This is a genomic window from Lysinibacillus sp. RU7, from assembly GCF_057837305.1.
On sequence record NZ_JBYQFK010000006.1, the window covers coordinates 104,546 to 128,443 of the forward strand.

General features: G+C 40.0%; 23 protein-coding genes. 18 read left to right on the forward strand and 5 right to left on the reverse strand.

What is annotated here, in order from left to right; all coding sequences use genetic code 11:
* Positions 1-126 precede the first annotated feature (126 nt).
* A complete protein-coding gene (locus AC3II9_RS06330; RefSeq protein WP_489154116.1) occupies positions 127-1,692 on the forward strand; it encodes an McrB family protein in 1,566 nt (521 codons plus the stop codon).
* Between the two features lie 12 nt (positions 1,693-1,704).
* Entirely contained in the window at positions 1,705-4,080 is a 2,376-nt protein-coding gene (locus AC3II9_RS06335; protein WP_489154118.1) for a DUF2357 domain-containing protein, read from the forward strand.
* 10 nt (positions 4,081-4,090) lie between these two features.
* Here the strand turns inward: AC3II9_RS06335 and AC3II9_RS06340 are convergent, their stop codons facing one another.
* Complete coding sequence (locus AC3II9_RS06340) at positions 4,091-4,486, reverse strand: (deoxy)nucleoside triphosphate pyrophosphohydrolase (protein ID WP_489154120.1); 396 nt, start codon at positions 4,484-4,486, stop codon at positions 4,091-4,093.
* 904 nt (positions 4,487-5,390) lie between these two features.
* On the opposite strand from AC3II9_RS06340, the gene AC3II9_RS06345 reads away from it, so the two are divergent.
* Positions 5,391-5,867: a hypothetical protein gene (locus tag AC3II9_RS06345; protein ID WP_489154122.1), complete on the forward strand. Its 477-nt coding sequence runs from the start codon at positions 5,391-5,393 to the stop codon at positions 5,865-5,867.
* Between the two features lie 75 nt (positions 5,868-5,942).
* On the opposite strand, the gene AC3II9_RS06350 is transcribed toward AC3II9_RS06345, so the two are convergent.
* Entirely contained in the window at positions 5,943-6,101 is a 159-nt protein-coding gene (locus AC3II9_RS06350) for a hypothetical protein (protein WP_489154124.1), read from the reverse strand.
* Positions 6,102-6,242: 141 nt separating this feature from the next.
* On the reverse strand, positions 6,243-6,701 hold the full coding sequence (locus tag AC3II9_RS06355) for a hypothetical protein (RefSeq protein WP_489154125.1): 459 nt from the start codon (positions 6,699-6,701) through the stop codon (positions 6,243-6,245).
* Between the two features lie 113 nt (positions 6,702-6,814).
* Between AC3II9_RS06355 and AC3II9_RS06360 the strand changes: the two genes are divergently transcribed.
* Positions 6,815-7,162, forward strand: a complete 348-nt coding sequence (locus AC3II9_RS06360) for a hypothetical protein (RefSeq protein WP_489154127.1) — start codon at positions 6,815-6,817, stop codon at positions 7,160-7,162.
* Positions 7,163-7,295: 133 nt separating this feature from the next.
* Positions 7,296-8,303 carry a hypothetical protein gene (locus AC3II9_RS06365; RefSeq protein ID WP_489154129.1) on the forward strand — a complete coding sequence of 336 codons (1,008 nt, stop codon included), beginning with the start codon at positions 7,296-7,298 and terminating at the stop codon, positions 8,301-8,303.
* Positions 8,304-8,696: 393 nt separating this feature from the next.
* Here the strand turns inward: AC3II9_RS06365 and AC3II9_RS06370 are convergent, their stop codons facing one another.
* Positions 8,697-9,557 (reverse strand): hypothetical protein, encoded by an 861-nt coding sequence (locus AC3II9_RS06370; protein ID WP_489154131.1) that lies wholly within the window; start codon positions 9,555-9,557, stop codon positions 8,697-8,699.
* A 187-nt stretch (positions 9,558-9,744) separates the two neighbouring features.
* Between AC3II9_RS06370 and AC3II9_RS06375 the strand changes: the two genes are divergently transcribed.
* The 11 genes from AC3II9_RS06375 to menE all read left to right on the forward strand — a co-directional run bounded on the left by AC3II9_RS06375 (position 9,745) and on the right by menE (position 21,360).
* A complete protein-coding gene (locus AC3II9_RS06375; protein WP_489154133.1) occupies positions 9,745-10,704 on the forward strand; it encodes a DUF4885 family protein in 960 nt (319 codons plus the stop codon).
* Positions 10,705-10,709: 5 nt separating this feature from the next.
* Complete coding sequence (locus AC3II9_RS06380) at positions 10,710-11,339, forward strand: hypothetical protein (protein ID WP_489154135.1); 630 nt, start codon at positions 10,710-10,712, stop codon at positions 11,337-11,339.
* Positions 11,340-11,653: 314 nt separating this feature from the next.
* Complete coding sequence (locus AC3II9_RS06385) at positions 11,654-12,589, forward strand: MBL fold metallo-hydrolase (RefSeq protein ID WP_489154137.1); 936 nt, start codon at positions 11,654-11,656, stop codon at positions 12,587-12,589.
* A gap of 13 nt (positions 12,590-12,602) precedes the next feature.
* Positions 12,603-13,748 (forward strand): acyl-CoA dehydrogenase family protein, encoded by a 1,146-nt coding sequence (locus AC3II9_RS06390; RefSeq protein WP_489154139.1) that lies wholly within the window; start codon positions 12,603-12,605, stop codon positions 13,746-13,748.
* A 391-nt stretch (positions 13,749-14,139) separates the two neighbouring features.
* Positions 14,140-15,288: an acyl-CoA dehydrogenase family protein gene (locus AC3II9_RS06395; RefSeq protein WP_489154141.1), complete on the forward strand. Its 1,149-nt coding sequence runs from the start codon at positions 14,140-14,142 to the stop codon at positions 15,286-15,288.
* Positions 15,289-15,298: 10 nt separating this feature from the next.
* Entirely contained in the window at positions 15,299-15,889 is a 591-nt protein-coding gene (locus AC3II9_RS06400) for a TetR/AcrR family transcriptional regulator (protein WP_489154143.1), read from the forward strand.
* Between the two features lie 23 nt (positions 15,890-15,912).
* On the forward strand, positions 15,913-17,067 hold the full coding sequence (locus AC3II9_RS06405; protein WP_489154145.1) for a TRAP transporter substrate-binding protein: 1,155 nt from the start codon (positions 15,913-15,915) through the stop codon (positions 17,065-17,067).
* Between the two features lie 135 nt (positions 17,068-17,202).
* Entirely contained in the window at positions 17,203-18,516 is a 1,314-nt protein-coding gene (locus AC3II9_RS06410; RefSeq protein WP_489154146.1) for a TRAP transporter large permease, read from the forward strand.
* Positions 18,517-18,603: 87 nt separating this feature from the next.
* Entirely contained in the window at positions 18,604-19,038 is a 435-nt protein-coding gene (locus AC3II9_RS06415; protein WP_489154148.1) for a TRAP transporter small permease, read from the forward strand.
* Positions 19,031-19,840, forward strand: coding sequence for an enoyl-CoA hydratase-related protein (locus AC3II9_RS06420; protein WP_489154150.1), 810 nt, complete (start codon positions 19,031-19,033; stop codon positions 19,838-19,840). Before AC3II9_RS06415 ends, AC3II9_RS06420 begins: the two co-directional genes overlap by 8 nt.
* A 26-nt stretch (positions 19,841-19,866) precedes the next feature.
* Positions 19,867-21,360, forward strand: coding sequence for an o-succinylbenzoate--CoA ligase (gene menE, locus AC3II9_RS06425; protein ID WP_489154153.1), 1,494 nt, complete (start codon positions 19,867-19,869; stop codon positions 21,358-21,360).
* Positions 21,361-21,506: 146 nt separating this feature from the next.
* Here menE and AC3II9_RS06430 read toward each other — a convergent pair whose 3' ends face one another.
* On the reverse strand, positions 21,507-22,115 hold the full coding sequence (locus AC3II9_RS06430) for a hypothetical protein (protein ID WP_489154155.1): 609 nt from the start codon (positions 22,113-22,115) through the stop codon (positions 21,507-21,509).
* A 449-nt stretch (positions 22,116-22,564) separates the two neighbouring features.
* Here AC3II9_RS06430 and AC3II9_RS06435 point away from each other — a divergent pair, with 449 nt between their 5' ends.
* Entirely contained in the window at positions 22,565-22,831 is a 267-nt protein-coding gene (locus AC3II9_RS06435) for a hypothetical protein (RefSeq protein WP_391368094.1), read from the forward strand.
* 130 nt (positions 22,832-22,961) lie between these two features.
* Positions 22,962-23,858, forward strand: a complete 897-nt coding sequence (gene cyoE / locus AC3II9_RS06440) for a heme o synthase (RefSeq protein ID WP_391368091.1) — start codon at positions 22,962-22,964, stop codon at positions 23,856-23,858.
* Positions 23,859-23,898: the final 40 nt, after the last annotated feature.

The window sequence follows — 23,898 nt, forward strand, 5'->3', positions numbered from 1 at the left end:
TAATATTTTCCTGATTTTATTAAATGTATGAAGTAATTAAAATAAATATTTCATGTTATATACGTTATATTTATAGATGTTAACTTATTAATCCTAAATTTTCCATATAAAAAGGGGTTGGATAGGATGGAAAACCAAAATACAAGTTTAAAGAATCGGGATTTTTTAATAAATGAATTAAATCTTGAAACGATGAATAATAAATCTATTTACTTTGAAAATGAAAAAATAGTCGTTCTTTCTCCTGGTATTCAAAATAGTCGTTATAGTTTCGATTTAAACAAAGCCTCAGTAGAAAAAGCATTAAATTCTAAAAAGGATTGTTTCTTAGTTATTCGATATTTTGATGAATTTTTAGTTATTGAGTTAGAAAAATTATTGAGAAATGTTTTAGTAGAAAATAGTTTACATACATATGCTGATGGTCGACAAAAATGGTCTATGCAAGTAAGAGAAGAAAATGGAGAATTATTTGCTAGTGTATATAGTCACGATGAATCTTTAAAGCTTCAAAAATTAAATAGATTAGAACTAAAGCAATTTATTCATTCTTATAACGGGGTAAAAAACGAAAATAATCAATCGCCTCATAATGTTATAAAAACAGAAGAAATTAGTAAAATCCCTTCCCACACCCACTCCTACCTAACCTCCCGCGGCTTCCTTTACTCCAGAGAAAACATCGCGAACCTGTACCTTTCTCTTCGAAGTAAACCGTTCGTTATTATTTCTGGTATTTCGGGGACGGGGAAGACGAAGATTGTGCAGTTGTTTGCGGAGAGTGTGGGGGCGACGGAGGGGAATGGACAATTTAAGTTGATTTCGGTGCGTCCGGATTGGAGTGATAGCTCGGACTTGCTGGGGTATAAAAATTTGCAGGATCAGTTTGTGGAGGGGCAGTTGACGGAGATGGTGAGGCAAGCGCATGCTAATCCGCAGCTTCCGCATTTTGTCGTGCTAGATGAGATGAATTTAGCACGAGTGGAGTATTATTTGAGTGAGTTTTTAAGTATTATGGAGAGCCGTCGAGTGGGCGAGGGTGGGGAAGTCGTTTCCTCTACACTCGTGACAACAAATGATGGCGCCTTTTCGTTGCCGAATAACCTGTACATCATTGGGACGGTGAACATGGACGAGACGACACATCCATTTAGTAAAAAGGTGCTGGACCGTGCCAATACAATTGAATTTAATGACATCCGACTCACTCATTTTGCGATGTTTGAGCAAGACGAGGAAGAGGTAGCTGCTGTTCGAGTAGGGAACGAGCAATTTGAATCGAAGTATCTGTATTTAAAGCAAGCTTATGCAGAAAATAAGGTGCTAGTTCAACAGGTTTCTGTGCAACTAGAGAAAATGAATGAACAACTCCAAATGATTTATGCACAAGTTGGTTATCGTGTACGAGATGAAATTTGCTTCTACATGCTGTATAACGATGAGATGCAGTTACTGTCTGAAGAGGAAGCATTTGATTTTTGTGTGATGCAAAAGATTTTACCGCGCATTTCCGGCGCTGATTCGACTGTGGAGGACCTGCTTAAGAACTTATATAAGCAGTTTACAGGAGAAGCATATGAGAAAGATAAAGTAGTGTCAGAAGATGCACTTTATCCACGTAGTGCTAAAAAAGTAGCGGAAATGTTGAATCGATTATATAAAGATGGCTTCACGTCATTTTGGGTTTCGTAAGGAGGGGGCATGATGCTCCAGACGACAAAAGAAATAGAGTTATTAGTCATTGAAGCCACAGAGGTAACCGTTGTATTGAAAGGAAAGATCGATACAAGAAAGCATCGTTCCGCAACAGGTTTTATTCCGATGACATTTTCGACAGATGTCGATATCGATGCCGATGTGCAACTGTATCATACGGAAAAAGGGCAATTAACACCTTTTGAACCGAATCAAATGGCACCGATTTTTTTCGAGAATGGCAATTATGAAATTATCATTTTACCGAAAACCGAGGATGTATTTAGCTTTGATCATGAGTATGAGCCGTTTCGAAATGCCGTCACAAAGCTTTCGAGGTCTAATATTTTAACGGGGAATCTTCATTTTCGAAATGAAGTCGGCCTATCGACAATGAACATTTTAAAAAATGGACAACCGCTTTTTTCATTTACTATCGAAGTATTTCCGACGAAGCTGGATTATCAAAAGGATTATACGGCATTACTTGATGAAGTGAATGCAGAAATTTATAATTTGGCGTTTAGTTTTATTCGTCGTACCCATTTACGAGCAAGTCGGAAGCAATATAAAGAACCGTCGTTAACAGAGTTTTATCGTATTTTGAGCGAGCATTTTGAGGAGTACATACAAGCTATCCGTAATGTTGAACGGTTTCCACATCATCAGCTCATTACGATATATGAGGAAGTGCGCGGTGATCGGTTACGCAAGCAGGATAGTAAGGGGCGGGCTTATTTACGTAAACATGCCCATCGCTTTGTGGATGTTGCGAGTGGATTGCCGTTAGCGAATCGAACAGTGATGCCGGAAAAGGGCTTACTTCAGAAAAAGCAGCAGACATATGACACGCACGAAAATCGCTATGTAAAATGGACGATGCACCGTATTCGGGCGCGGATTGGACACGTAAAAGAAGAGGTGTTGAAGTCTTATAAAAGCCGGAATGTAAGTCCAGACCCGGCGTTGTTGCAGTTGTTAGAGCATATGGAGCAACAGCTAGGTGTGCATTTACGAAAGCCATTATGGAAACAGGTGGGGCAGCTCGACCGTTCTGTGTATAGTTTAGTGATGCAGATGGGAACAGGCTACCGAGAAGTATTTCAAATCTATGCCATTCTTTCACAAAGCCTTGTGCTACACGGGGATATTTATAAAATGTCGGTAAAAGATATTGCGACACTTTATGAATACTGGACGTTCCTGAAGCTTGGGCAAATCTTATCCGATAAATGTATTGGATTAGAACAGGATATTGTACGTGTGAACCGAAATGGCTTATATGTAAACTTAAAACAAAATCAAACGGCTACCCGCATATTTAAGCACCCATTAACAGAAGAAGTGGTGACGCTGCGCTATCAATACAATACAGGGAAAAGGTTGCCGACCGTTCAGCAAAATCCAGATTCGATGCTCAGTATTGCAAAGAAGGGGAAAGATTATTTATTCCAATATATTTTCGATGCTAAGTACCGCATTAATGTAGAGGGACAACCTGGGCCAATGGAAGAGGATATTAATACGATGCATCGTTACCGGGATTCGATTGTTGTGGAGCAAGGCGGTACATATGAGCGCACGGCTTTCGGGGCATATGTGCTGTTTCCGTGGAATGATGAAGGGGCGTATCGTGCGCATCCACTGTATAAAAGTATTGAGAAAGTCAATATTGGTGGACTTCCGTTTTTACCGCACCACACGGGACTTGTAGAAGAAGTGATTGATAATTTACTGAATAAGAGCGCGGATGAACTACAGCGTGAAGGTATTTTACCAAGAGGGACGATCAGCTACTTGCAGGAGCAGGAAGGGACTGTACTTGTTGTGCATGAAAGCCATGTAGTGAATCAAGAGGTGCTAGTAGAAGATACGGTTTCTACATTGATTGACATAGCAAATGAATCTTTACCGAAAGGATATCGGGCTATTAAACAGATGGCAATCGGAAACGATCAAGGTGTGCATACAATTGCGAATGCTCAATTTGTACAAAGTGATGCATCCAAAGTCACGTTTTATTTGGATTATATAGAGCCGCATACGCTGTTATTAAAAGAGCTTTATGAATGGATGGCGCCGTTTATTGTTGAGATGAAAAGCTTTGATTTGGCCAATGCATTTTCAGAGCTGTTTGTTCAGGGGAGAGAACTTGAATTATTAAAAATGTTCCGCCGGTTATCAAAAGATGTACAGGTGCAGTTAGACCAGCGACACATTACGAGCATGAGCAAGGTGGAACGATTTATCGTAGGAGACAAAGCCTTTGTCCTACAGCCAGAGGCACTTGTTTGTGAGGGAATTGAAATCGCAATTGCCGGTCGCCCGTTATATGAAATTTTTGAGCAAGTAACGATGGTGTTAGGCATTTCTACTTTAGAGTAGGGATGCTTTTTTACTTTTCACGTATTAATTTCTCCACCGCCGGAATATCCGCAGGGGCAAAATCAAGTGAACGTAATTGATCACGAGGGACCCATCTTGTCTCGGCATGCTCTAAAGCAGTAGGGGTGCCAGTTAAAATCGTCGACATATATGTTTCAAGGCGTACAATCACTTTTTCGTATTCATATGTTGTATCTTCTACTTTTTCACCAATTGCAATTTCACAGTTGAATTCTTCTTTAATTTCACGAATAAGCGCCTGCTCCGGTGTTTCGTTGTCCTCAATTTTTCCACCAGGGAATTCCCAATAGTTCGGTAAAGACATTGCGGGACTTCTTAAAGCACAAAAAATTTCCTTCTTCTCGTTTTCAATAATCGCCCCTACAACGTGTACGGTTTTTTTCATGTAAAATCATCCTTCCTATATAAAAATAGTATACCCAACTCTGTCATGGCATGTAGCACAAAGTAAAATATTGCTAATTGCTTTGCGAGTGTGCAAGATCCCTTTATTGTGTTCAGCAAGGAGTGACGATCATGAAACAAATAGCTATCAAAATTGAGCATGGTTTAGTCGTAGAGGTAATCGCGGAGGAAGAAGTAGAGCTGGTCATCATGAATGTAGACGGAGGACAGAGAGGGTGAATACATGAGCTCATCTACGCCTATGATTTTGCAGAGGGGGAAGTATTTTTCCCACTGCAATTGCTGAATGCGAATAATTTTTTTCTACAATTCCACCATACAGCGAAATCGAGATACAACATATTTATAAATAAGTGTCAAAGTAGGTCTTTTTGCATAAATGGCACTTATTTGTATTTAAGTTGTATATCAAAATTGGCCAATGGAAGTTTTGGCGTTTTTTGAAGTGGGCATATTATTTTTTCTGTTAAAAAATTGCAAGTAGGAATTGGTTTTTATTGTGATAAACAAGAAAGTATTATTTGTGCAAATCATAGGCTGTAGTTGATGGTGCTATCTTTTTTGAAAAGGAGATTTCATTTTGTTCGTTTTTTATCTGAAAAGGTGCTTTTTGCTCTCTATGCTAGACTTCTTTTTTAGTAAATATCTCTGTTATTTAGCATAGTAGCTATTAGTAGAGCGCATGATTTGGCATAAAATATGTATTTTTTCGCTATAAAATGGATTATTGTGGGATGATGTATATGATATAACCTAAAAATTAACAAAAAGGAGCCAACACCTTGAAAAATACATTACTCATGCAAACCGACACATCCTATACATTGAATTTTTTGATTTACCTCCAAAATATGTACCTGAACCAAGGGCAGCGGGAGGAAAAGGTGAAATTTCCGTATATGCCAATCACAGTAGCTTTTCATGAAGACTTTGAAGTGGCCTATCAAGCATTGTGGAAGGAAGCTTCACAAAGAATTGCGGAGTATGGTCATAGCGATTTAGATATGTTTTATAAGGAAAAAGAGTCGTTTTTCGGAAGGTTGTTCGCGTCCGATGCTGTTGGCTTCAAAGATTTCCATACGATTTATAAAACTTTTAACGTGTGGTGGAACAGTTTAGCCGGCGGTTTTTCAGTAGAACGATCGATTGATGAAAGAGGAGAACAGGTATATAGAGATTTGGTAAATGCTTTAGCGCAAGCAGGGAAGATGCCGCAAAAGCCATTGCATATGAGTGTGCTTTATGACGACTGTTTATTAGGGAATGAAGAGAACTTTTCCTATTTTGCAATCGTACCTATAAACAGTTTTTTCGTGCAGTATAAAGCGGTTGTTGCGAAATTACAGGGATGTATGGAGTAAGGTGGCACGTCCCCGGTACGAAGGTGGTACAAAGATGGCACGTCCCCGGTACAAAGGTGGTACCGGGGACGATTGTTATTCGTTGTTATGTTGTTGCTGTTTTTCGTAGTGCGGCTGTTGCACATTATTGTGAATGACTTGGTTAAACTCGGCAGAATATTCCTCGCGTTGCTTCTTTTTAGGATGAACTTCTTCCTTTTTCTTTTTGAAGCTTGTTTTTTCTTTCTTCGCCATGTCTGTTCACCTCCTCGCAACTAATGTGTACAGGAGAGAAGGATTTATGCTTGTTGATTGGAATGAAATCTTTCCAAAAAGTGAGGCAAATAGAGTAAAGCGCTTTACATAAGAAAATTTTAAAATATAACGTTTTCTAAATCATTTGAATGACGTATGCCAGTCATTGTACGTGTAGTGCTCTTTGTTATCACAGATGGGCTTGTAATTTGTGCAGACATCGAGTAAATGTCGTTTTCTTTTATCGAGCGTTTTACTTGATGTGAAAATGTGACATACATCCTTTTTATTCGTTATTTTCATATTATGTAGACAGAAAATTTCATTATCGTGATCGCCATATGGACAGAAGTTGCCGTATCTACACGATTGGCAACAGGCGATTTTGATCGTTGGCGGGAGTACTTTTTGTAAATTTTTAACGGCAAACTCTGTTTCGGATGTTGGTGCTGAACAAAAACGACGATTGTCTATAGCCACTTCATAGTGAATATGCGCCAGTTCACCATCAACTGTGTGTGAATAAAAGACTTTTGTTAGTATATTCGTCGGCATATCGTTCATCACATAATGAACGGACACTGTTTTTTCAATCAACAATAGTTGGTCATCTCCTTTATCAATTAATTTTTATAAAATAATTTTAGTTGCTATTGGGTGGAATTGGAATATGCATTAAAATAGTTGTGTACTCATTGAAAATGAAAGGAGCAATGCCAATGCCGTTAGAAGCAGAAATGCCACATTTATTAACAATTGGCTTTATCGTGATCGTCTTCATTTTCGCTATATCGATGATAACGTTATGGCTGAAAAACAAAAACAATGGTGTTGCTTACATATTTATTTTACTGCGTCTCTTATGGTTATCATGTGGGTTTTATTTTTTGATGCATGCGATTTCTCCTGATCTTGATTACAATCACCCAATGGCTTCGGAAGAGAATTCCAGGCAAATGGGGATTGCCGGTGTCTTTTGGCTTGCCAGTATGATGAGTCTATTCATCGGCATTGTTCAATTTACAAGCGTAAAGAAAAGTCTTGGTAAACGTACTGCCTAGGCTTTTTTGAGGTGATTTTTTTATGAAATATATTAGAGGGTTAAAAACCAATCATTTTCCCTCACAATTTTACCTATTTTTAACCTTCATCTGGTATGGTCTAGCTATTATATCGTAGAAAGGTGTGCGTTTTTTGAAGATTGCGAGAGGGATATGGTTATTTGTGTTCGCGCTAATGCTCGCGGCATGTGGCGATGAATGGTTAGAGGAAGAGGAAACGAGCAAGGTACAGGTTGAAACAGCGAGTACACAAACAGAGGATACCGCCAACTATGTAGATGAGGAGCTCGAAATGGTCGACCTGGCCGTAGATGGATGTAAAAAGGGCGAGGTGTATATCGAGGAGGACGATGTGTGTTCGCTTGTGGTGGCATGTGATGACCCAGAAGGTTGTGTTGAGTGGGGCGACGAGCTTGTGTGGACACTGGAGGAGGAATACGGTTCGCTCATTTATGAGGAGTCTGTGCCAGAGCCATTTGACGGGTTAGATACGATTGCGGTGTATGAGGTGGATCTTGAAACAGAGGAACTGTATACAGATGCCAATATCGATGATGAAACAATGGAGTATCATGCAGGGCTTTGGTATAGCTATGCTTGGATTATTCCGGAGCATGCGAGACCAGAGATGGACCGCTTTGAAGTATTTCAAAGTGGTGACCGTTTAGCACATGTATATATACATGACGAAACAGCGGCTTCTCAATGGACGCTCGGTATTAACAACGAGCATCAGGAGTATGCATCTGAATCCATGGTGACGTACATTCACGAATTTGCGCATTTGCTGTCATTGCGTGAGACGGAAGTTGATTATTACTCAGAGGCTTGTGAAACCTCTTTAATTGAAGAATATTGTTATTTTGACGATGCGTATATTGCCGATTTTTATAATCACTTTTATGCAGATGGCAAGGCAGCGTATGCAGAGGAGCATTATGTAACAGAATATGCAGAGACAACGATTATCGAGGATTTCGCAGAGACATTTGCGCATTTTGTGTTAACAGCCTATCCAGCTGGTGATACATTAGTGGAAGAAAAAATTCGATTCTTCTATCAATATGAAAATCTAATAGAGCTACGTGCGGAAATTTTAGGCCGTGCTGCTACGTGGATGGACCGTATTGTTGTCGAGTAATACGAAAGCGTTTGAACATGAATTTGTTCAGGCGCTTTTTTTATGTCCCTTTTTTGTGTACTAATTTCGATGAATAGCTCCACAAATCACTTTTACTTGAAGAAGGAATAAACTTGTCTGTTTTAGTAGTTTGCTGTGCCGTATTTTTAACTGTATTTCTTTGCTGCATATGTTTGAAAAAATCACCAGTTGTTTGACCTACTTTACCTATAACTTGTGTAACCCCCTTTTTGTCTTTCTATCGGAAAATGTGAATAATTTGCATTAATATACCAAAGTATTGTTTGGAATATACAGGAAAAAAACCGACTCTATTTAAAGTAAGAGTCGGTTTGATGGAAGACATAAAGTATTAAAAAGTTTTATTAGTTAAATTCACTGTATATTCAGATATTAAAATTGTTTTGTAAGATCATATTCATAACTGAAATTGGCACGAACGTTGTTCATTGTGGATGCTGCTGTAGCTTTAGCATTATATTTGAACGACCAAATACTAGATAAATCTAGATTATCTGTCAAAGAAATATTATACGAACCTGAAGTAGCATTTGAAGCAAGTGCAGTATACCAAACTCTATTATGACTAGACATTATTTTATGTGTAACATTTCCTTGGCTTGGTGTCATTGAACTTCTAGTAGAAACTGATTTTACTTTAGCACCTTTAGGAATAGTAGTATCTTTAGTTAAATCGAGTGTAATAACAGAAGAATCTATACCATCTAGACTAAGACCCTTATTGCCTGCATTAGTGGCAGTACCTGTAAAACTAAATTCCTTACTACCCGATTTAATACGATCCGCTACCGAAACAGTGAAATACATAGTACCTGTATAATTTGGATCACGAGTAACTTTTACATAAAACACATTAGATGTTGATGTAGCATCTGCGTTTACATAAAGAAAAGGTGTTAGTGAATTTGGATTTATTACAGTATCCCCATAACCTATAGGATTATAATTTTTATCATATAATTCAATAAACATATCTCCATACTCAGATTGGTATGTACTTTTAACATAAACTCGGTCACCTGCACTAGCCGTAAATTTAACATAGGCTTCATCTTGATCTGGGTCTAAGACTGTTAAAGCACCACTACTATATTTCCAATTACCTAAATTTGTTGCAGTACTAAAATCATTGTTTCCAGTATTAGCACTAGCTGTAGAGATTAAGTTTCCAAAGCTAATAGAACATAATAATAACATTACTGCTAATAGCGCTGATTTTAAAAATTTATTCATCAATTTGCAACTCTCCTTCTTTAGTATAGATTAAACAAATCATATCATGAGAAATACAAAAAAGTGAATATATGTAATTAATAAAAACATTTTACAAATAATCACTCAAACCGATATATAGTTTATAAATAAATTAAATTTTTAATATGAGAGAATTTTCATTACTAATATGTGAGGTGGAAAAGAAATGAAAATTTCAAATCAACAGCCTAATTACACGCAATCAACACAAACAAATACGAAGATTCAGCACAATAACGGATACGAAAGCAAAGTAAAACAATATAAAGCAATTTTAGAAGAAAAATATAAGAAAATTCATCAGGAGAATACACGTCGAAAAGACCCTTGGGGGCATATCTCTGATAAATATAGAAACCCTTATTCACCTAAGTTTCGTTCAGATTTAACAGAAACGGAAAGAATGGCTGCCTATGAAAATGAGACCAGTATGCTTCAATTCAATGGAAAACTAGGAGTTTGTAATTTTCAAGATGCTGCGTTTCGTGACATGCCCAAAATTAATGGGCTAGTAGAAAATTATGAAAAACGAGCCTTTCAACGTGAGCAAGTAAACAACCAAATCAGTGAGCTTTTTAAAGAAGCAGGTACAAGTATCCCAACAGGTACAAATCTTACCTTTACGGTTAACCCAAATGACTTTTCTGTCTCGGTTTCTGGTTCGAAGGATGAGCTACTTCTTCGTCAAATTGAGCAGCTTTTTAATGCTGAACAGAACGGGCAAGAGCTATACCGCCATATTTTTAAAAGCTTAGATCATGAATCAACGCAGCGTTCAAAGGCAGCAGAGCGCAAATACAGCTTAATTAGTACGCTTCGCACTACAGGTTATGATTTAAGCAAATTAGAGCGAAAAGACGGCAAGTTTTTAACACCAGACGGTCAGGATGTGTTCGAACTGTACTTAGATAAAATGCGTACCAATCCGTACGAAAAAAATTACGTGAGTGCAGCGGCCTCTCATTACGGACCAACGTATTATGAGCTTGCGAAAAATGGTTTTGACGCTTTACCAGACCTGACGTTATCGATTAACTATATAGATGGAAAATTACAAGACGTCGGGCAACAAATGAATTATAGTGAAACGGGTTGGTTAGAGGCACTTAAAAATAGCAAGAGGTGAGCGAATTGAAAATTGGACAAATCCCTTTTCAACCAATCGCAGCGCAACTAGGAAAAAAAGAAAAAATAGCTGATACGGAAGCGACAGTTGTGCAGCAATTAACCGACGCGAAGCAAGTGTTAAAGGAAACTGTGCAGCAACAAATTGCAGAAATCGAAGCAGCACGCACCGATATGGGCGAGGATGATCCGAAAGCCCAGCGTTTAATCGACAAATTCAAAAACGGCAAAAAGCTTACACCAGAGGAAATGGCATACGTGCGTAAAAATGCACCGGGTATGGTAGATTACATTGACCGTATTACCCGTGAACGCGAAGTCATTGAACTCAGTATGAAAATGGCACCAACGAAAACAGACGTACAAATGGTGGCGTTCCGTGCAGCCAAGCAAATTGAAAAGCATCAAATTCCTGAAGAGCGTGAAATTCGTGCCAAGCATTTAGCCGACGCAAAGCACGAGTACGAGCAAACGGATGAATACAAGGAAAAACCGAACAGTCCATTAGAAAAACAAGAAAAGCCGGTGAAAGTTCGCTACAAACGAAGTGAAAAAGAAACGCTCGAGCTCGCAAAAGCTGCTTATGAGCAGGTGAAACCGGAGAAGAAAGAGAATACCATTCAATATGAACAATAAGAAACGATTAAAATAACCAACTGCCTCTATGAATGGCGTTGGTTATTTTTGTATAGATTTGTGCAGTTGTAATAGCAACGAACATTATCAAACCGGCGTTGGGGAACATTAATTTTAACGAAAATATTACGGAGCTATATGGTTCTAATAATATTCAAAAATAAAAAACCCCCGCAGCAATGAAGTGACCAACTTTCCTTATTTTGTTGGTGTTGTAGAGGGGAAGTGGTGATGTAGGAATCATCCATCCAATGTTTGAGACATATAAAGTCTAGTAGGAGAAATAGATAATTATCGTGGAGGAGGGCGAGTCCATGTTGCAGGAACTAGGGGTACAGCAAATAACAATACCATTACCGTATCGTTTAAATCATGTGAATGGTTTTATCGCAGAAGGAGCAAATGGTTGGACTATCATCGATGCCGGATTAAATACGGAACAGACCGCAAAGCTATGGGCACCGATTATTAAAGCACGTGAAATAGACGATATGTTGATTACCCACCATCATCCAGACCATTTTGGCTATGCGGGCACGCTGCAACAATTGACAAATGCGTCTGTTTGGATGACCGAAATTGAAGCGCAGCAAGGCTTGTCCTTTTGGCAACCGGCGTTCTCAGAAAGGATGAAACAGACGTCTTATACGTTTGGTTTTCATGATGCCACGTTCTCTGACATGTTCACATTGGAGGACGAAAGCTTCGTTCAACCGTATCCCGTGGTGAATCAATATTTGGAAGAGGGACAAGTCATTCCTTTTGGCAAGTATGAATATAAAGTGCTCATTACACCCGGTCATTCAGACGGGTTAATCACGTTATTTAATGAAGAACAAAGTATTCTTTTTTCGACGGATCATATTTTGCCGCATATTTCACCGAACATTTCATACTGGTTTGAGGGCAACGAAAATCCTTTAGGGTCGTATCTTGCCTCGCTCGAGAAAATACGCGCACTCGATGTAGACCGAATCATTCCTTCACATGGACAACCGTTTCGCCGTGGGAATGAACGAATTGAGCAATTAATCGCGCATCACAAGGAGCGTTTAGCGCAAACATATGAAGTCATTCAACACCCTGTTTCTATTTTTGAAGCAAATGCACAGCTATTTAGTCAAGTGCTGACGGCTCATGAATACCGCTTTGCAATTGGTGAAACGATTGCCCATTTAGAATATTTGTATCATCAAAAACAATGCCAAAAGAGCTGTGAAAAGGGTGTTTGGTACTATCAAGCACAATAAGGGGGAGTTTAGCATGAGTAAACCGTATTTATTGGAAGAGCATAATATTTTTCGGAAGGCCTTTCGTCAGTTTCTTGCCCAGCATGCGGCACCATATTTTGAGCAGTGGGAGCAGGACAAGCAAGTGCCACGGTCCTTTTGGTTAGAGGCAGGGAAGCACGGATTTCTTTGTCCGTGGGCGGAGGAGAAGTATGGTGGTGCGGAGGCGGATTTTGCTTATTCTGTCATTATAAATGAGGAGCTGTCTACGATTGGCGCAGGGCTAGGCGGTGTTGGGCTGCATAATGATATCGTGATGCCGTATATTCAAGATTTTGGATCTAAGGAGCAAAAGCAAAGGTGGCTCCCGAAAGCTGTCAGTGGAGAGATCATTTCAGCCATTGCGATGACAGAGCCAGGTGCGGGGTCGGATTTAGCAGGTGTTAAGACGACGGCGGTGAAAGACGGCGACCATTATCTCATCAATGGAGAAAAGACGTTTATTACAAATGGCTATTCAGCGGATTTAGTGTTGGTCGTTTGTATCACCGATCCACAGGCACAGCCGATTCATAAAGGGATTAGCTTAATTGCCGTGGAGGCAGGAACACCTGGATTTACAAAAGGGCATAAGCTACGCAAAGTAGGACAGCATGCAAACGATACATCGGAGCTTATTTTTGATAATGTGGTTGTGCCAAAAGAAAATTTGATTGGGCAAGAGGGCATGGGCTTTTATTATTTAATGCAAAAACTACAGCAAGAGCGCTTGATTTTAGCGATTGGAACAGGAGCAGAAATGAAGCGCATGCTCGATATGACGGTGGACTATGTAAAGCAACGTACCGCTTTTGGGAAACCGGTTAGCAAATTCCAAAACACACAGTTTAAACTCGCAGAAATGGCGACGAATATTACGATCGGAGAAACATTTGTCAATCGGCTCATTCAGGACCATATGGCGGGGAAGGATATTGTAACGGAAGTATCAATGGCGAAGTGGTGGATGACCGATTTAGCGCAAAATGTCGCGGTGGAATGCATGCAGCTCCACGGCGGCTACGGCTACATGGAAGAATACGAGATTGCGAGAAGATACCGCGACGTCGCAGTCGGTTCCATTTATGCCGGTACGAATGAGATTATGAAACAAATTATTGCGAAGAATATGGGGTTGTGAGGGGGGTACCAGCGTAGTACCCGGTACAAAGGTGGTACTACGACGGTACGAAGGCGGTACAAAGATGGCACTAAGGTGGCACCACATAGCTTGCTCTAAAATAGAGCGAGCTATGTTTTTTTATTGAACGAGCAAAAGGATATTGTATCCGAGCGCTATGAAACCCAATCTAATCCACAAAATAAAATTGTACAGACTATTTTGCGAGGCGTATATGTCGATCACTTTGTCAAATTTTGCGTAAAGTTTTTTCCGTTGATGTAACATGTGAGCATTCATTCTCACATATATATTAAAAATTAAATGCAGTTCAAATTTTAACTGTAGTTCAAATTATGATTGTCATCATAGTTTTCTACGGAAAATGTACTGTTAAAAGGGAGAGTGACAGATGGAGTTATTTGATATGAATACAGAGCAACGAGAGTTTCGAAAGGCGCTCCGAAAAATGCTAGAGAAAGAGGCGTTTCCTTATTTTAAAGAGTGGGAGGAACAGCGAGATATTCCCCGTGCTTTCTGGGAGAAACTTGGAGAACACGGTTTTTTAATGCCATGGGTAGAGGAAGCGTACGGCGGTTTAGGTGTAGATTTCAGTTATTCCGCTATTTTAACAGAGGAGCTAGAGAAAGTTGGCGTTGGGGTATCGAGTGGCATTTCGCTACATGCAGATATTGTCTGTCCTTACATCGCGGATTATGGCACAGCGGAACAAAAAGAGAAGTGGTTACCGAAAAGTGTAGCGGGGCAATTGATTAGCGCGATTGCGATGACAGAGCCAGGTGCGGGATCAGACTTGGCAGGTGTAAAAACGGTCGCAAAACGACAGGGCGATTACTATATTTTAAATGGCTCGAAAACCTTCATTACAAATGGGGGGAAAGCGGATTTTATAGTTGTTGTTTGTAAGACAGACCCAGATGCGAAGCCGGCGTATAGGGGAATTAGTTTACTTGTTGTAGAAGCGGATACACCGGGGTTTAAACGAGGAAAGCAACTCGAAAAAATCGGGATGCATAGCGGTGATACAGCCGAGCTAATCTTTGAAGATGCCAAAGTACCAGTCAGCAATCTCATAGGACAAGAGGGGAAAGGGTTTTATTACTTAATGGACAAGCTCCAGCAAGAGCGGCTGCTTGTTGCGTTACAAGTGATGGTAGAAGCAGAAGAAATACTGAAGCTAACGATCCAATATGTCAAAGAACGGCAAGCATTTGGCAGTCGAATTGCAGACTTCCAAAATACACGCTTTAAAATAGCCGAAATGGCAACGGAAATTGAGCTAGGGCGTAGTTATATTAATCAGCTAGTGCAAAAACATATACAAAAAGAAGAAATTGTGAAAGAAGTGTCCATGGCCAAATGGTGGATTAGCGAAATGGCGAAAAGAGTGGCAGCAGAGTGTCTACAGCTACATGGAGGATATGGCTATATGGAAGAATACGAGATTGCAAGGAGATACCGTGATATGCCAGTGACATCCATTTATGCTGGTACAACTGAGGTCATGAAAGGAATTATTGCGAAGAAATTGCTGGATTAGAGGTGTAGTCATGCGAATAAGTGAAAAAAGAGCTCAGAAGAAAAGGGAAGAGATTTTAAAATCTGCATTAGCTATTGTCAATAAAAAGGGCTATGAAGGAACGACCATGGAAGAAATTGCAGCGGGATTACTTATGACAAAAGGGTCTCTTTACTATTATTTTAAAAATAAAGATGACTTAATCTTTCAATGTCATAACTTCGTATTAAGCAAGGCCGTGAAAGAACATGAGCAGTGCTTACAGGCTGAAAGTACGGAATCAGCGGAAGAGACGTTAACCAAAATGATTCAAATCCACATGCACTATGCTCTTCATGAAAAGGAAAGCTTCAACCTCATCATTGAGCCTCAGAAAGCATACAAGGCAGAGTATTTGGAGCCTGTTTTACAGTTGCGAAGACATTATGCAGGCTTATTTGATGAAATTATTGAAAGAGGCGTGGGGAGTGGTGAATTTACGGTACAAGAGCCGATCATTTCAAGGCAATTTATATTAGGTGGTTTAAATTGGGTACAACAGTGGGTAAGGTCACGTGGGCGTCTCGCGTACGATGAGATTACGGACTTATTCGTCAAATATATTCTGAAAATTCTGAAATAGAAAACATACCGGGGGGGAATACAATGAAAAAGTTTTTCATTTTGCTGGGTGTATCACTTTTAATGCTTGTATTAGTCGCATGTGGAGGTACAACAAATGAATCTACAGAAAATATGGAACCAGTATCGGGCGATAATAATGCCGCTACAACAACGCAGGAAAAATTAAAATTCCGTGCATCCTCAGGGGTACCAGATAAGCATTTTTGGTACCGGGGTATGTTTAAGCCATTAACGGATGCGGTAGCAGCAGATACAAACAATCAAATTACATTTGATGTATTTAATGCAGGGGAATTAGTAGAGCTGGGTAACGAGTATGATGCATTATTATCAGGTCAAATCGATATCGCCTTAACACTTATGCCTCCATATGACCCAGCACGCTTCCCGTATACAGAAGCGGTAATGTTACCGCTCCTTTCTTCTGATGCAGAAATTGCACAGAAGGCATTTGCGAATGTCATGAGCAGTGATCGTGCAATTAAAGACGGCAAAACGTATTATGAGCTAGAGTTTGGCGATAAAGGGTTAGTCGCATTTGCTAACCCACCGACAGAGCCGTATGTATTCTCTACGACGAAAACTAACTTTGAAAGTGTAAGCGATTTCACGCAATCGATTCGCATTCGTACTGCATCACGTGTACATGAAATTTTATCAAAGGAATTAGGCATTACAGGCCAATCACTCCCGATTTCAGATGCTTATGATGCACTAAGTCGTAATGCATTAGACGGTATACTTTACAATGCACCGGACTGGATTGCATTTGGCTTAGACGAAGTCATTAAATACACAATTACAGGGGCGAACTTCGGCCATTTTGTAGGGCATACAGCGATGACAGAATCTACGTGGAATAAGCTAACGCCAGAAGTACAAGAAATCTTCCAAAAGCGCGCATTGGAAGCAGCAGCTGGTGGTGCGACATTAACGAAGAGCGAAACACAACAAAATATTGACTCTAATATTGCAAAAGGTGGAACAATTATCGAATTTAATAATGTAAACCCAGAAGTGAAATCATTAATCGAAGAAGCGATTGTGAATTCTTGGACACAGTGGATTAGCAATTTAGAAGCGCAAGGTCATGCAGGAAAAGAAATGGCGTTACTTTGGAGAGATGAACTAGTAAAAGCAGGTGCAACACTTCCACAAGAGATTATGGATTTATAATGGCTCAACACAGGTCGTCTGGCGGAACCACCGTAGGAGCACTATGTCTTAAGGGATCATGATGCAGGATGGAAGGGCGTGTGCTGAAAGTTTTTACTTGCTGGACATCCCCTTCCTTCCATGGAGGTGATAGTGATGGAAAATATCGTCATTCTAATATGTTTTGTGCTCTTCATTTATTTATTGCTCGTCGGACATTATATTAGCTCGTTAATGTTTGTGGTAGGGATCGTCGGGATTTACTTAATCGGTGGCATGGATTTGTTAAAAGGCTTTCTGCAAAATGAACCGTTTAACCGGGTGGCTGTCTATTCCTTAACAACGATTCCAATGTACATTTTAATGGCGCAATTTATTATCCAATCTGGTATTGTCAAAGATTTATATGGGCTACTTTACCGATTATCGAGAGGAAAACCAGGTCCCCTTGGCATGATGACGATTTTTCTAGGAGGATTATTAGGGGGCGTATCGGGTTCCGGAACGGCGACATCTGCTGCCCTTGCACAAATTGCTGTACCTGAGCTAAGGAAACGCGGCTATTCTCCTGAATTAGCGGGAACAATTGCTGCTTGTGCAGGGTCGCTCTCAGCTATCATTCCACCGAGTGTTATTTTAATTTTATACGGGGTAGTCGCTCAAATTTCAATTGGGCAACTTTTTACAGCTGCTTTAATACCAGGTATTTTACTCATGCTCATTTTTTCACTGATTACGCTTGTGTATTTGAAGATTTATCAAAAGGAAATGAGTGCCACTAATCAGGAGCAGGAGCAATTTGAAGAGGCTGTACCGGTTTCTCGGTATGTCATTGTGGCGTTACTTGGCACAAGTATGGGCGTAGCCATCTTTGGTGGAATTTATTTAGGGATTTTTTCACCAACGGAAGCGGGTGCGGTTGGTGCTTCCCTCGCTTTTGTGATGGCCTTATTACTGAGAAAGGTAAATTGGGCTTTTCTGAATACCGCATTAGTCGAAACAGTGAAAATTACGGTCATGGCGATGTTCATTGTAGTCGGCGCTTCTTTGTTTGGTCGATTCATTTCATTATCGCTAGTACCACGTAAAATTATTGACTTACTGCAACCGATTATCGATCAGCCCGTGCTGATTTTGGTTTTAATTATGATTTTCTACTTTATCCTCTTTATGTTTATCGAAAGTGTAGCCGTCATTTTAATGACTGTGCCAATCTTAACACCCATTTTAGACGTGATTCAGACAGATCCATTATGGTTCGGTATTGCACTCACAATCGTTTGTACGATTGGGATGTTAACACCTCCTGTCGGTTTAAGTGTATATGTAGTGGGAAGTGTGACGGGCATTTCCATTGAACGATTGTTTAGAGTATCGACTGTATTTGCCGTTATTAGCTCCATTATCATCATTGCCATACTTATTTTATTCCCTCAGCTTGTCACATGGTTACCGAGTCGAATGCATTAAGGGAGGTATAACATGAAGGGACTTTATAAGACGACCCACATAGGTAGAGAAGTGTGTAAGTACATTAGTTGCTTTGGTGTTCTTACCATGATGCTGCTTATCACAGCAGATGTTTTTATGCGCAATGTTTTTGGCATACCCGTTCCAGGTGTATATGAAATTACGGAAAACTTCCTCATGCCATTAGTTGTATTTCCGGCACTTGGTTATACGTATTGGGTCGGCATCTTGCCTCGATTAACAGAATTAGTCTCGAAAGCACCGCAAAAGTTTCGAATTGTCCACCATTATTTATTGCTAGTCATTGATACAGTTGTATTTGCGTTATTAACGTATTACGGTTTTCAGTTTGCTTTATCAGGATTGAATATCGGCATGGCCATTCCGGTGGCAGGAAAGTTAGTCCCGATTTGGCCTATTTATTTTTTAGTGCCACTCGGATTTTTCTTAGTATTACTTGAAGTGTTAATGCGGTTCGTTAAAAAAGAAGGAGATATTATAGGTGGGGATGAACATGTTTGAAACAATTGAAACGACGCTGGAACAAGGCATTTTAACGGTTACGTTGAATCGACCAGAAGCATTAAACAGCTATACGTACAAAATGAGTGAAGAATTAGAGCAGTTATTTGATGAGGCAAAGGAGAATGACCAAGTACGTGTCATCATCGTCACGGGTAAAGGGCGTGCCTTTTGTGCAGGCATGGATTTATCCGCGAGTGAGAATCCCTTTAAAGTCGAGGTGACAGCAGAACAATTCCGCGATATTGGTGGAAAGGTAAGCCTAAAAATATACGAGCTCAATAAACCGATTATAGCGGCGATCAATGGTGCAGCTGTTGGGATTGGCCTTACGATGACGCTCCCAATGGATATTCGAATTGTGAAAAAGGATGCGAAAGTAGGGTTTGTGTTTGCCAGAAGAGGGATTGGACCAGAAGCATGTTCAGGGTGGTTTTTAACGAAACATGTTGGGCTTGGAAAAGCATTGGAATGGATGTATTCAGGCCGCTATATTTCAACGGCAGAGGGGGTAGCGGCAGGCTTATTCCAATACGAAGTGGACGACCCGTTGCAAAAAGCACAAGAAATTGCAGCGGAAATCATACGCTATACAGCCGCCACATCGAATGCATTTACGAGAGAGTTGCTGTGGACGATGGTGAATGCACCGCATCCGTTTTCCTCACATGCGGCAGAATCGAAATTTTTATATTGGGCCTCTCGCCAAAAGGATGCACACGAAGGGATTCAATCATTTATGGAAAAACGCAATCCACAGTTTCCATTGAAAGCTTCCGATTTACCACTGTTTTTTGACTAATTTTCTTGAGGGGAAGGGTGTTCAATTTGTTCATCACAAATATGTTGAAGCAGTATGCCACATCAAAAGCAGACCGTATCGTAGCACAATTTAAAGGGGAAACATTAACGTATCAGGAGTTGTATAAGCAAGCAGAACATGTAGCCGCATATTTACAGCAAAAGGGCTATAAAAAAGGCGATATCGCGGCAATTTATATGCATAATTCCAATCAGTTTTTAGTGAGCTATTTTGGCGTACAACTGCTAGGGATGGCGGCTATGCCGATCAATACAAAGCTGGCGGTTCCTGAAGTGCAATATATTTTGAATCATTCTGAAGCAAAGGTACTTATTTGCGATCAAGTACTGGAGGAGAATGTGCGGGCGACAGGACATGTTTTTGAAGAAGTCATTAGTAGTGAAGAGACTTTACAAAAAATTACAGAAGATACTTCACTTGACGATACCTTTACCTCTGTTGAAGTCGACCCAGATGAAATGGCGGTTGTCATGTATACATCAGGTACGACAGGGAAGGCAAAAGGAGTAATGCTGTCGCAACGCAATGTATATGAAACGGCAAAAATTTGGGCGGAGTCTATGGAAATGACCGAACAAGATCGAATGTTCATTTGTACACCGTTATTCCATTGTGCAGGCAGTCATGTATTTGCCGTACCGACAATTTATGCGGGTGGTACTGTGATCATTGAAGAGGCTTTTTCACCAGAAAAGACATTGCAGCAATTAGTTGAAACAGAGGCGACGATTTTCTTCGGCGTACCGGCCATGTATACGATTTTGTTAAGTCGCCCGGATACAAGAACATTGGCATTTCCAAAATTACGATTGTTTTGTTATGGTGCAGCACCGATGCCATATGAAATATTACGCCAGTTAAAAGAGGCGTTCCCGCAAGTGCGTGTACAAAATTTATATGGTCAAACCGAAAATACACCTGCTGCTTCCTCATTACTAGATGAACAGGCATTGGAAAAAATCGGCTCTGTCGGTCGGCCGCTCGTACGGACAGAAGTGCAAGTTGTCGATGAACACGGGGAGCCTTTACCGACAGGTGCTGTTGGAGAGATTATAGTCAAGGGTCCACAAGTGATGATTGGCTATTTAAAGAACCCTGAAGAAACGGCTCGTACGCTCAAGAATGGGTGGCTGTATTCTGGCGATTTAGGGCGCTTTGATGAGGAAGGCTATTTATATATTGTCGATCGTAAAAAAGATATGATGATCCGTGGTGGGGAGAATGTGTATCCGATTGAAATTGAGGATGTGTTATATCAAATCCCGGAAATTTTAGAAACCGCTGTCGTCGGTGTACCTCATGAAGTGTACGGTGAGGTTCCGAAGGCTTATGTGGTGTTAAAAGAAGGGCAGACCCTAGATGCCGATGCGATTCTGGCGTACTGTGCGAAAAATTTAGCAAAGTATAAAGTACCAACTGAAATTGAATTCATGGATATGCTTCCACGAAATGCATCGGGGAAAGTGTTGAAGCATACATTGAAGGTGCAGCATGCATAACAAAAAAAGCTGAATCAGCGTAGTACCCGGTACGAAGGTGGTACGTACCCGGTACAAAGGCGGTACAAAGATGGTACTACGCTGGTACCTACAACAAAAAAAGCTGAATGGCAACGGCCATTCAGCTTTTCGTCTGTCCTGAACTTCTAACAATATACGACTTCTCTCTGCGTCACCAAGCTGTTTGTTTGATGAATGGACTGCTTGATAATTTGCTCACTACGTTGAAAGCGAGCATTGTCTCGTGTAAGCAAAGATGTTGTAAGGCATTGTTTAAGGTAAATGGCTTTTCTGCTGACAGGAGATAGGTCTTCGGTAGCGCGCAAATAATAATCTCGCTTTTGACCAAGTTTAAAAATAGCGGCAGCGATTTCTGCATTTTCTTCTACTAAAACAAAATCAACCCAACGCATAAAATAGAGTGCTAAGTAGTAGCTAAAGATAAATAAACGATCCGCATCCTCTTTCCATGTCTGTGTCATCTCAGCTATTTCCGCTGAATTGTTTAGCAATGTTGCAAAGTAATAGTCACATCGGTGCATAAAGTGTTGTTCCATATCTGGTATGGTGATAAATGGGTAATGCCGAATAAATACCCAACAGTTTAATACAGCTGCAAGTGCATTATCACGATTATGAACTTTGACAGTAAGAGGCGTGAGTACGTCCTCCCATGTTGTATAAAGTACTTCAAATTCCTTGAGTTCTATTGGTGAAATGGGGTATAAAGAATGTTGAATTGTAAGATTTCTCATTTTCTCTATTGATTCTTCCTTTCAATTGCCAATACTACTATACATGAAATGATAGTGATACACGATGGATGTAATACGATATTAAAGAGAAAGAGGATTATACTAGGAAGAATCTATTTAATCTGTTTATTATCCTCTTAATGGCAGCACTTTGCTTTTTGAATTTTTACATTTATCCATCCTATGGTTGGACCAATTTTTACATTTGCTATTCTTATGGTTAGACCAGTTTTTGCATAGCTAATCATCGTGGGGGAAATAATTGGCTAGCAATTTGATTTTTTATGATTTACGGGAATGAGCAAACTTATAATATATATGCACATCGTAAATGAAATATTACATGTTGTTATTTTTTTTATTAATTTTATCCCGCTCTTAAAATTTATAAGAAGACACGTGTTTGTGCAATAAATTCGGGAATAATACGAGCAAAAAGAGGTGCTCGTATGCAGATTTATGGGATTGAGCAATGTGATGTATGTTTTGATTTAATCGATATCGTCAGCCGGAAGCAACATCAATTCGTCCATTCTTATAATGTGAATTGTTTATTGTGCGAGACATGTTACGAGAAAATACTGGATATGACGGAAGAACAACTCGATTATTTTTTTCCGCCGCATATTAAACGGCAAGTCGTATATAAATATGAAGGTGTCCCATTTATGAAGTGGGTAGGCCGTTCATCGTCCTCTAAAGGCTATTGGTATTAGCGAAATACCGTCTCTTTCTCCACAACTTGTGTCTTTTGTGAGAAAAAGCTCTAGCATAATGGAAGTTAGACATAGGTTAGGGTATAATTATATGAAGTGATTATATGAGGGAGCATTTAATAGAGACAAAATGGTGAATCAATCATATTCAAAATTATGGGCACAGGCAGTCAAGACGGGGATTATTAAGTCTAATTTAGTCCCGATGGTCGCTGGCTTAATGCTCGCATTATATACTTATGAACTTAGTTTTATCGATAATATTTGGAAAGTTGTGTTCGCTTTAGCTGGTACAGCCGCCGTTATTGCAGCGGCAGGTTCGTTTAATAATGTGTATGACCGCGATATTGACGCTGTTATGCCGCGCACGAAAGTTCGGCCAACTGTAACAGGGGCATTGAGTGTAAAAACAGTATTAATTGCTGCAGTGATTTTATTAATTGTAGGGATTGTTTTACTTTATTTTACAACACCGTTAGCCGCATTATTGGGGTTTCTTGGTGTGTTTTTCTATGTTGTGCCGTATACAATGTGGACAAAGCGTCGGACGATTTGGAATACAGAAGTCGGTAGTATTTCCGGTGCGATGCCGCCATTAATCGGTTGGGCCGCAGTGGCACCAGATATTTGGCATCCAGCATGCTGGGCCTTATTTATCATTATGGTCATTTGGCAAATGCCGCATTTTTACGCGATTGCGATTCGAAAGCGTGAGGATTATGCCGCAGCCAATATCCCGATGTTACCGGTTGTCAAAGGCGAACGCCGCACATACATTCAAACGAATGTGTATTTAGTATTAGTCATGCTAACAAGCTTGTTATTCTATCCGCTTAGTCTCGGACTGACAATCGTGTCGTTTGTGCTTGGCGGTGCGTGGTTATGGTTAAGCTTTGTTGGCTACCACAAGATGGAAGGGAAAACGTGGGCTAATAAGATGTTTACGTATTCGCTGTTCCATATGGTGGTTTTATTTGCCACAGTTATTATTTACTCAGCAGTCGGATTAATCTTGCGTGCTTTATAAGAAATGAAAACCCTTGAAGCGAATGTGCTTTGAGGGTTTT

What these genes read in the sequence shown, in the direction of transcription:
- AC3II9_RS06330 (WP_489154116.1), top strand. Translation starts at nt 127, where the DNA reads ATGGAAAACCAAAATACAAGTTTAAAGAATCGGGATTTTTTAATAAAT.
- AC3II9_RS06335 (WP_489154118.1), top strand. Translation starts at nt 1,705, where the DNA reads ATGCTCCAGACGACAAAAGAAATAGAGTTATTAGTCATTGAAGCCACA.
- AC3II9_RS06340 (WP_489154120.1), bottom strand. Translation starts at nt 4,486, where the DNA reads ATGAAAAAAACCGTACACGTTGTAGGGGCGATTATTGAAAACGAGAAG.
- AC3II9_RS06350 (WP_489154124.1), bottom strand. Translation starts at nt 6,101, where the DNA reads ATGGCGAAGAAAGAAAAAACAAGCTTCAAAAAGAAAAAGGAAGAAGTT.
- AC3II9_RS06360 (WP_489154127.1), top strand. Translation starts at nt 6,815, where the DNA reads ATGCCAATGCCGTTAGAAGCAGAAATGCCACATTTATTAACAATTGGC.
- AC3II9_RS06370 (WP_489154131.1), bottom strand. Translation starts at nt 9,557, where the DNA reads ATGAATAAATTTTTAAAATCAGCGCTATTAGCAGTAATGTTATTATTA.
- AC3II9_RS06375 (WP_489154133.1), top strand. Translation starts at nt 9,745, where the DNA reads ATGAAAATTTCAAATCAACAGCCTAATTACACGCAATCAACACAAACA.
- AC3II9_RS06385 (WP_489154137.1), top strand. Translation starts at nt 11,654, where the DNA reads ATGTTGCAGGAACTAGGGGTACAGCAAATAACAATACCATTACCGTAT.
- AC3II9_RS06390 (WP_489154139.1), top strand. Translation starts at nt 12,603, where the DNA reads ATGAGTAAACCGTATTTATTGGAAGAGCATAATATTTTTCGGAAGGCC.
- AC3II9_RS06395 (WP_489154141.1), top strand. Translation starts at nt 14,140, where the DNA reads ATGGAGTTATTTGATATGAATACAGAGCAACGAGAGTTTCGAAAGGCG.
- AC3II9_RS06400 (WP_489154143.1), top strand. Translation starts at nt 15,299, where the DNA reads ATGCGAATAAGTGAAAAAAGAGCTCAGAAGAAAAGGGAAGAGATTTTA.
- AC3II9_RS06405 (WP_489154145.1), top strand. Translation starts at nt 15,913, where the DNA reads ATGAAAAAGTTTTTCATTTTGCTGGGTGTATCACTTTTAATGCTTGTA.
- AC3II9_RS06410 (WP_489154146.1), top strand. Translation starts at nt 17,203, where the DNA reads ATGGAAAATATCGTCATTCTAATATGTTTTGTGCTCTTCATTTATTTA.
- AC3II9_RS06415 (WP_489154148.1), top strand. Translation starts at nt 18,604, where the DNA reads ATGATGCTGCTTATCACAGCAGATGTTTTTATGCGCAATGTTTTTGGC.
- AC3II9_RS06420 (WP_489154150.1), top strand. Translation starts at nt 19,031, where the DNA reads ATGTTTGAAACAATTGAAACGACGCTGGAACAAGGCATTTTAACGGTT.
- AC3II9_RS06430 (WP_489154155.1), bottom strand. Translation starts at nt 22,115, where the DNA reads ATGAGAAATCTTACAATTCAACATTCTTTATACCCCATTTCACCAATA.
- AC3II9_RS06435 (WP_391368094.1), top strand. Translation starts at nt 22,565, where the DNA reads ATGCAGATTTATGGGATTGAGCAATGTGATGTATGTTTTGATTTAATC.
- cyoE (WP_391368091.1), top strand. Translation starts at nt 22,962, where the DNA reads ATGGTGAATCAATCATATTCAAAATTATGGGCACAGGCAGTCAAGACG.